Below are 6,655 nucleotides of genomic sequence, written 5' to 3' on the forward strand. Positions count from 1 at the left end.
GGTCGGCGTCTTGCTCGGCCTGGCCGGCGCGGTGGCGCAGGGGCTGTTCCGCAATCCGCTGGCCGATCCCTACCTGCTGGGTGCCGCATCGGGCGCGACGCTCGCGGTGGTGCTCGGGCTGGCCGCGCAGGCGCTGGCCGGGCACTACATCAGCCTGGGGACAGYAGACTTGCTGTCGCGGGCCGGGCTGGTGCTGGGCGCGTTCGTCGGCGCGCTCGGCGGCGTGCTGCTGACGCTGCTGCTGTCGCGTGGCGCGCAGCACAMGACGCGGCTGCTGCTGGCGGGTGTCGTCGTCGGCGTGGTGCTGGGTGCGGCCAGTGACCTCGTCACCACGGTCGCGCCGGATGCGCTGCGCGGCAAGCAGTGGTTCATGCTCGGCAGTACCTCGTTCCTCGGCTGGGACAGCGTGCTGCTGCTGGGGGCCGGCGCGCTGGTCTGCGTGCCGCTCGCCTGGCGGCTGGCGCGCGCGCTCGATGCGCTGACGCTCGGCATCGACAGCGCGCTGAGCCTGGGGCTCGACCTGTCGAAGCTGCGGCTGGTGCTGGTGGTCGTGCTGGCGCTGGCGACCGGGCTCGCGGTGGCGCAATCGGGGCTGATCGCGTTCGTCGGCCTGGTCGCACCGCACCTGGTGCGGCGCTTCGCGCCGTCGGCGCAGGGCTACCTGCTGGTCGTCAGCGCGTTGATGGGCGGCACCTTGCTGCTCGCGGCCGACGTGCTGGCGCGCCTGCTGATCGCGCCGCAGGAGCTGCCGGTCGGCGTGCTGACCGCGTTGCTCGGCGGCGGCTACCTGCTGTGGTTGCTGCACCGGCGGGGGATCGAATGAGCGCGCTGATGTGCGAGGGCGTGCGCGTGTCGTTGGGCGGTATGCCGGTGCTCAACGATGTGTCGCTCGCGTTGCAGCCGGGGTGGACGGCGATCGTCGGGCCGAACGGCGTCGGCAAGTCGACGCTGCTGCGGGTGCTGGCCGGCTTGCTGCCGCCGGCCGCCGGCACCGTGACCTTGCAAGGCCGGCCGATTGCCGGCTGGCCGGCGCGCGAGCGCGCCCAACGCCTCGCGTGGCTGGCGCAGCAGGGCGAGGCGCGCGGCGAGCTGACGGTGCGCGACGTGGTGCACCTGGGCCGCCTGCCGCACCTGGGGCTGTTCACGCCGCCGGGGCCGGACGACGAGGCGATCGTCGATGCCGCGATGGCCGCGACCGAATGCAGCGCGTGGCAGCACCGGCAGCTGCACGGGCTGTCCGGCGGCGAGCGCCAGCGTGCGTTGATCGCCCGCGCGCTGGCGGTGCAGGCAGGGGTGCTGCTGCTCGACGAGCCGACCACCCACCTCGACCCGCCGCACCAAGTGGCGCTGGTGCGGCTGTTCCAGCGCCTGGCGCGCACGCAGAGGGTCGTCAGCGTGCTGCACGACCTGTCGCTCGCGCTGCAGGCGGACCGACTCGTCGTGATGCAGCACGGGCGCATCGCGGCCGAGGGCGCGCACGACGACCCGCTGGTGCATGCCGCGCTCGAATCGGTGTTCGACCACGCGCTGCGGGTGCAGCGCGTCGGTGCGCGCTTCCTGACCCTTCCGAACCTGGACGACTGAGATGCAGATCGAAACCCCGCCGACCGAGCGGCGCAGCGAGAAACCCGACGGCGAGCGCCGCGGGCTGGTGATCGTCCACACCGGCGACGGCAAGGGCAAGAGCACAGCGGCCTTTGGCCTGGCCTTGCGGGCGCATGGGCGCGGCAAGGCGGTGAAGGTCTACCAGTTCATGAAGGTGCCGTCGGCCCGCTTCGGCGAGCACCGGGTGTTCGAGCAGCTCGGCGTGCCGATCGAAGGACTGGGCGACGGCTTCAGCTGGAAGAGCCGCGACCTCGAGCACTCGGCGCAGCTCGCGAAGGACGGCTGGGCGCGCGCCGAGGCGACGATCCGGGCCGGTGAACACTTCCTCGTCGTGCTCGACGAGGTGATGTACCCGCTGCGCTACGGCTGGCTGCCGCTCGATGCGGTGCTGGCCTGCCTGCGCGAGCGGCCGCCTCATGTGCATGTGGTGCTGACCGGGCGCGGCGCACCGGCCGAGCTCGTCGAGCTGGCCGACACCGTCACCGAGATGACGCTGGTGAAGCACCACTACAAGGCTGGCGTGCCGGCACAGCGCGGCATCGAGGATTGATGCTCGCCGCCGCGCTGCTGCTGGCCTGGACGTGGGACGCCTGCTTCGGCGAGCCGCGCAATGCGCTGCACCCGGTGGCGTGGCTGGGGCACGTGCTGGGGCCGGTGGGCCGCGTGCTGCGGCGCGGGTCGCCGTGGCCGGCCTTCGTCGGCGGGGCGCTCGCGTGGTGCGTCGGCGCAAGCGCGATCGCGATGGCCGGCTGGCTGCTGCAGCGCGAAGTGTCGGCGTGGCCGTGGTGGGCGTCGGTGCCGCTGCTGGCGCTGCTGCTGAAGCCCTGCTTCGCATGGCGCATGCTGCGCGACGAGGTGGTGGCGATCGAACGTTCATTGGGGCAGGGCCTGGAAGCAGGGCGGCTGCAACTCTCGCGCGTGGTCAGCCGCGACACCTCGGCGCTCGACGAAGCCGCCATCCGCGAGACCGCGATCGAGACGCTGGCCGAGAACCTGAACGATTCGCTGGTGGCGCCGCTGTTCTGGTTCGCGGTGGCCGGCCTGCCGGGGGCACTGGTCTACCGCTTCGCCAACACGGCGGACGCGATGTGGGGCTACCGCGGCGAGTGGGAGTGGGCCGGCAAGTGGGCGGCGCGGGCGGACGACGTGCTGTCGTGGCTGCCCGCGCGCATCACGGCCGTGCTGCTGCATCCGCCTTTGCGGCGGGTCGACTGGCGCCGGCTGTACGGCCAATCGCTGCGAACCCCGTCGCCGAACGGCGGCTGGCCGATGGGCGCGATGGCGCTGCGGCTGGGGGTGCGGCTCGGCAAGCCGGGCGTGTACACGCTGAACGCGCGGGCGAGGGTGCCGCGTGCGGCCGATGTGCGAGTGGCCCTGCGGTATGCCGGCATTGCCGCCTGGGCCTCGGTGGCCACGGCGGCCATCGCGCTGCTGGCGAGGAGCGTCTGACGTGGTGCATGGCGGGCCGGACGCCCGGGGCATTCCCCACTGGGATTTCTCGACCAACGCGAACGCCTGCGGCCCCGCGCCGCTCGCGTGGGAGGCGGTCGACGCGAGCCGCTACCCGGACCCGTCGTACACCGACCTGCGTGCGGCACTGGCCGCACACCACGGCGTCACCTCCGGCCGCATCGTGATCGCGGCCAGCGCCAGCGAGTTCATCGCCCGCATCAGCACCGCCATCGCGCTCGGCAAGCCGAGTGCCGGCGTGTTCATCCCGCGCCCCTGCTACGGCGACTACGCGGCGGCAGCAGCGGCGCGCGGCCTGCGCGAGGTCGAACGCGATGCCGCGGCGCTGGTCTGGCACGCGTCGCCGAGCAGCCCGCTGGGCCGGTCGATGCCGTTGGCCTGGGTCGACGGCGCGGTGCACGTCATCGACTGCGCGTACGCTCCGCTGCGGCTTTCAGGGCAGCGACACATGATGTCCGCTGCCGCATGGCAGCTGTGGTCGCCGAACAAGGCCCTTGGCCTGACCGGTATCCGCGCTGCCTATGCGATCGCTCCCGAAGCCGACCCGCTCGTTCAACCGCTGCTGGATCTCGCGCCCTCATGGCCGGTCGGCGCCCATGGCGTCGCGATGCTGACCGCGTGGACGGCACCCGCCACGCAGCACTGGCTGCACGAGTCGCTGGCCACGCTGCGCCGCTGGAAGGCGCGCCAACTCGACCTCTGTGCCACGCTCGGCTGGCGGTGCGAGGACAGCGAGACGCCGTTCCACGTCGTGCGCGCCGACGGTCTCGTCGAACGCCTGTCGCGCCTGCGCGAGCTTGGCATCAAGCTGCGCGACACGGCATCGATGGGCCTGCCCGGCGCCGTGCGCCTCGGCGTGCAGCGCCCCGAAGCCCAGGATGCGCTCGCACGCGCCTGGATGGAGATCACCCGATGACCGCCCGCGCCGTGATGGTCCTTGGCACCACCAGCGGTGCCGGCAAGAGCTGGCTCGCGACCGCGCTGTGCCGCTGGTATGCGCGCCAGGGCCTGAAGGTCGCGCCGTTCAAGGCGCAGAACATGAGCAACAACGCGCGCGTCGTGCCGGGCCTGGAAGGCCGCCTCGGCGAGATCGGCAGCGCACAATACTTCCAGGCGCTGGCCGCCCGCGCCGCCCCCGACGTGCGCATGAACCCGGTGCTGCTGAAGCCCGAGCGCGACACCGCGAGCCAGGTCGTGCTGATGGGCGAGGTGCGCGCCGACCTCGCCGGCGTGCCGTGGCATGACCGCAGCGCGCTGCTGTGGCCGCATGCGCAGGGCGCGCTGCGATCGCTGCAGGCCGAGCACGACGTGATCGTCATCGAAGGCGCCGGCTCGCCAGCCGAGATCAACCTGCGCCACAGCGATTACGTGAACATGCGCACCGCGCTCGCGGCCRACGCAGCCTGCCTGCTCGTCAGCGACATCGACCGCGGCGGCGCCTTCGCCCACCTGTACGGCACGCACCAGTTGCTCGCGGCCGACGAGCAGCGGCTGCTGCGCGGCTTCGTGCTGAACCGCTTCCGCGGCGATGCGCGGCTGCTCGAACCCGGCCCGTCGCAGCTGCAGCAGCTGACCGGCGTGCCGACGCTCGCGGTGCTGCCGATGTGGCGCGGCCACGGCCTGCCCGAGGAAGACGGCGTCTTCGACGACACGCCGAGCGGCGATGCCGACGGCCTGCGCATCAGCGTGATCGCGCCGCCACGCATCAGCAACCTCGACGAGTTCCAGCCGCTGCGCCACCTGAGCGGCGTGCGGCTGCGCTGGGCGCGCACGCCGGCCGCGCTGGCCGATGCCGACTGGATCGTGCTGCCCGGCTCCAAGCACACCAGCAGCGACCTCGCGTGGCTGCGTGCGCAGGGCCTGGCCGATGCGGTGTGCCGGCATGCCGCGGCCGGCCGGCCGGTGCTCGGGCTGTGCGGCGGGCTGCAGATGCTCGGCGAATCGCTCGCCGACCCGTTCGGCATCGACGGCGATGCGGCCGGCCTCGGGCTGCTGCCGCTGGCCACGCGCTTCGAGCGCGAGAAGCGGCTTTGCACCGTCGAGGCTCGCTTCGAGACGCTGGACGGGCCGTGGGCCGCGCTGTCGCAGGCCGCCTTGCGCGGCTACGAGATCCGCCACGGCCGCACGCAGGCCACCGCGCCGCTCGCCGTCGCGCTGCGCAATGCCGGCGGCGAGCCGATCGGCTGGCAGCGCGGCAACGTGCTCGGGCTCTATGCGCACGGCGTGTTCGAATGCGACGAGGTGCTGCGCGCATTGTTCGGCCGGCAGGCCCGCACGCTCGACGCCGTGTTCGACGGCCTCGCCGATTTCGCCGAGGCGCACTTCGCGCCCGGCTCGCTGATGCGACTTCTCCAACCTTCGCGGGACTGACCCATGCGCTTCGAACTGCCCTCCATCACCCCGATCGACGACGCCGCGCTCGCGCAGCGGCTGCAGCAGCGGCTCGACCGCAAGACCAAGCCGCAGGGCTCGCTCGGCCGCCTCGAATCGCTCGCGCTGCAGCTCGGGCTGGTCCAGCGCAACGAGGCGCCCCGCCTCGTGCAGCCGCAGATGCTGGTGTTCGCCGGCGACCACGGCCTCGCGGCGCGCGGCGTCTCGGCGTTTCCGAGCGATGTCACCTGGCAGATGGTCGAGAACTTCCTGGCCGGCGGCGCGGCGGTCAGCGTGCTGGCGCGGCAGCACGGTCTCGCGCTGACGGTGGTCGATGCCGGCGTCGCGCACGATTTCGCGCCGCGTGCCGGGCTGCTCGACCGCAAGGTCGCGCGCGGCACCGCTGATGCGCTGGCCGGACCGGCGATGAGCGAGGCGCAATGCCGGCAGGCACTGGCGGCCGGCATGGCCGTCGTGCACGAGCTGCCCGGCAATGCGGTGCTGCTCGGCGAGATGGGCATCGGCAACAGCTCCAGCGCCGCGCTGCTGCTCGCGCGCCTGGGCGGCCAGCCGATCGATGCCTGCGTCGGCCGCGGCACCGGGCTCGACGATGCCGGCCTCGCCCGCAAGCGCACGGTGCTCGCGCAGGTGCTCGAACGCCATGCCGGCGCGACGCAGCCGCTGGAGGTGCTGGCCGCGTTCGGCGGCTTCGAGATCGCGATGCTCGCCGGGGCGGCGCTGCAGGCGGCCGCCGAGCGGCGCGTCGTCGTCGTCGACGGCTTCATCGCGAGCGCCGCGGTGCTGGTGGCCACGCGGCTCGCGCCGGCGCTCGCCGGCTACTGCGTGCTCGCGCACCGCTCGGCCGAGCCGGGCCATGCGCTGATGGTGCGCGAGTTGGGCGGGGAGCCGCTGCTCGACCTCGGGCTGCGGCTGGGCGAAGGCTCGGGCGCCGCGCTCGCATGGCCGCTGCTGGAAAGCGCGGTGCGCGTGCTGGCCGAGATGGCGAGCTTCGAATCGGCCGGCGTCTCGGACCGCAGCGAGGCCTGACGCGTGGTGAAGGCCGTGCTGCACGAACTGCGCCTGATGGCGATCGCGCTGCAGTTCTTCACGCGCGTGCCGGTGCCGTCGCGCGTCGGCTTCGAGCCCGCGTGGCTGAACGCGAGCGCGCGGCATTTCCCGCTGGTCGGCTTGCTCGTCGGCGGGGTCGCGG

8 protein-coding genes are annotated in these 6,655 nt (G+C 73.3%); all 8 read left to right on the plus strand.

Annotated features, from left to right (window positions below; genetic code table 11):
- Positions 1–823, plus strand: an 823-nt coding sequence (locus AC1D15_RS13735) for a FecCD family ABC transporter permease (protein WP_477826416.1), incomplete at its 5' end; no start/stop codon positions are given.
- On the plus strand, positions 820–1,584 hold the full coding sequence (locus AC1D15_RS13740; RefSeq protein WP_082004231.1) for an ABC transporter ATP-binding protein: 765 nt from the start codon (positions 820–822) through the stop codon (positions 1,582–1,584). The genes AC1D15_RS13735 and AC1D15_RS13740, both read left to right, overlap by 4 nt.
- Before the next feature lies 1 nt (position 1,585).
- Positions 1,586–2,155, plus strand: coding sequence for a cob(I)yrinic acid a,c-diamide adenosyltransferase (cobO, locus tag AC1D15_RS13745; protein WP_047502993.1), 570 nt, complete (start codon positions 1,586–1,588; stop codon positions 2,153–2,155).
- The gene (gene cbiB, locus AC1D15_RS13750; RefSeq protein WP_477826417.1) at positions 2,155–3,054 is read left to right on the plus strand and encodes an adenosylcobinamide-phosphate synthase CbiB; all 900 of its coding nucleotides are present in this window, start codon (positions 2,155–2,157) and stop codon (positions 3,052–3,054) included. The genes cobO and cbiB overlap by 1 nt, the downstream gene beginning before the upstream one ends.
- A gap of 1 nt (position 3,055) precedes the next feature.
- Entirely contained in the window at positions 3,056–3,991 is a 936-nt protein-coding gene (locus AC1D15_RS13755; RefSeq protein WP_477826418.1) for an aminotransferase class I/II-fold pyridoxal phosphate-dependent enzyme, read from the plus strand.
- Entirely contained in the window at positions 3,988–5,445 is a 1,458-nt protein-coding gene (locus tag AC1D15_RS13760) for a cobyric acid synthase (RefSeq protein ID WP_477826419.1), read from the plus strand. The genes AC1D15_RS13755 and AC1D15_RS13760 overlap by 4 nt, the downstream gene beginning before the upstream one ends.
- A 3-nt stretch (positions 5,446–5,448) precedes the next feature.
- The gene (gene cobT, locus AC1D15_RS13765) at positions 5,449–6,492 is read left to right on the plus strand and encodes a nicotinate-nucleotide--dimethylbenzimidazole phosphoribosyltransferase (protein ID WP_477826420.1); all 1,044 of its coding nucleotides are present in this window, start codon (positions 5,449–5,451) and stop codon (positions 6,490–6,492) included.
- Positions 6,493–6,528: 36 nt separating this feature from the next.
- Positions 6,529–6,655: adenosylcobinamide-GDP ribazoletransferase (locus AC1D15_RS13770; RefSeq protein WP_477826421.1), on the plus strand; the 127-nt coding region annotated here is incomplete at its 3' end.

This window comes from Rhizobacter sp. P2_H2 (assembly GCF_056403375.1).

What these genes read in the sequence shown, in the direction of transcription:
- AC1D15_RS13740 (WP_082004231.1), top strand. Translation starts at nt 820, where the DNA reads ATGAGCGCGCTGATGTGCGAGGGCGTGCGCGTGTCGTTGGGCGGTATG.
- cobO (WP_047502993.1), top strand. Translation starts at nt 1,586, where the DNA reads ATGCAGATCGAAACCCCGCCGACCGAGCGGCGCAGCGAGAAACCCGAC.
- cbiB (WP_477826417.1), top strand. Translation starts at nt 2,155, where the DNA reads ATGCTCGCCGCCGCGCTGCTGCTGGCCTGGACGTGGGACGCCTGCTTC.
- cobT (WP_477826420.1), top strand. Translation starts at nt 5,449, where the DNA reads ATGCGCTTCGAACTGCCCTCCATCACCCCGATCGACGACGCCGCGCTC.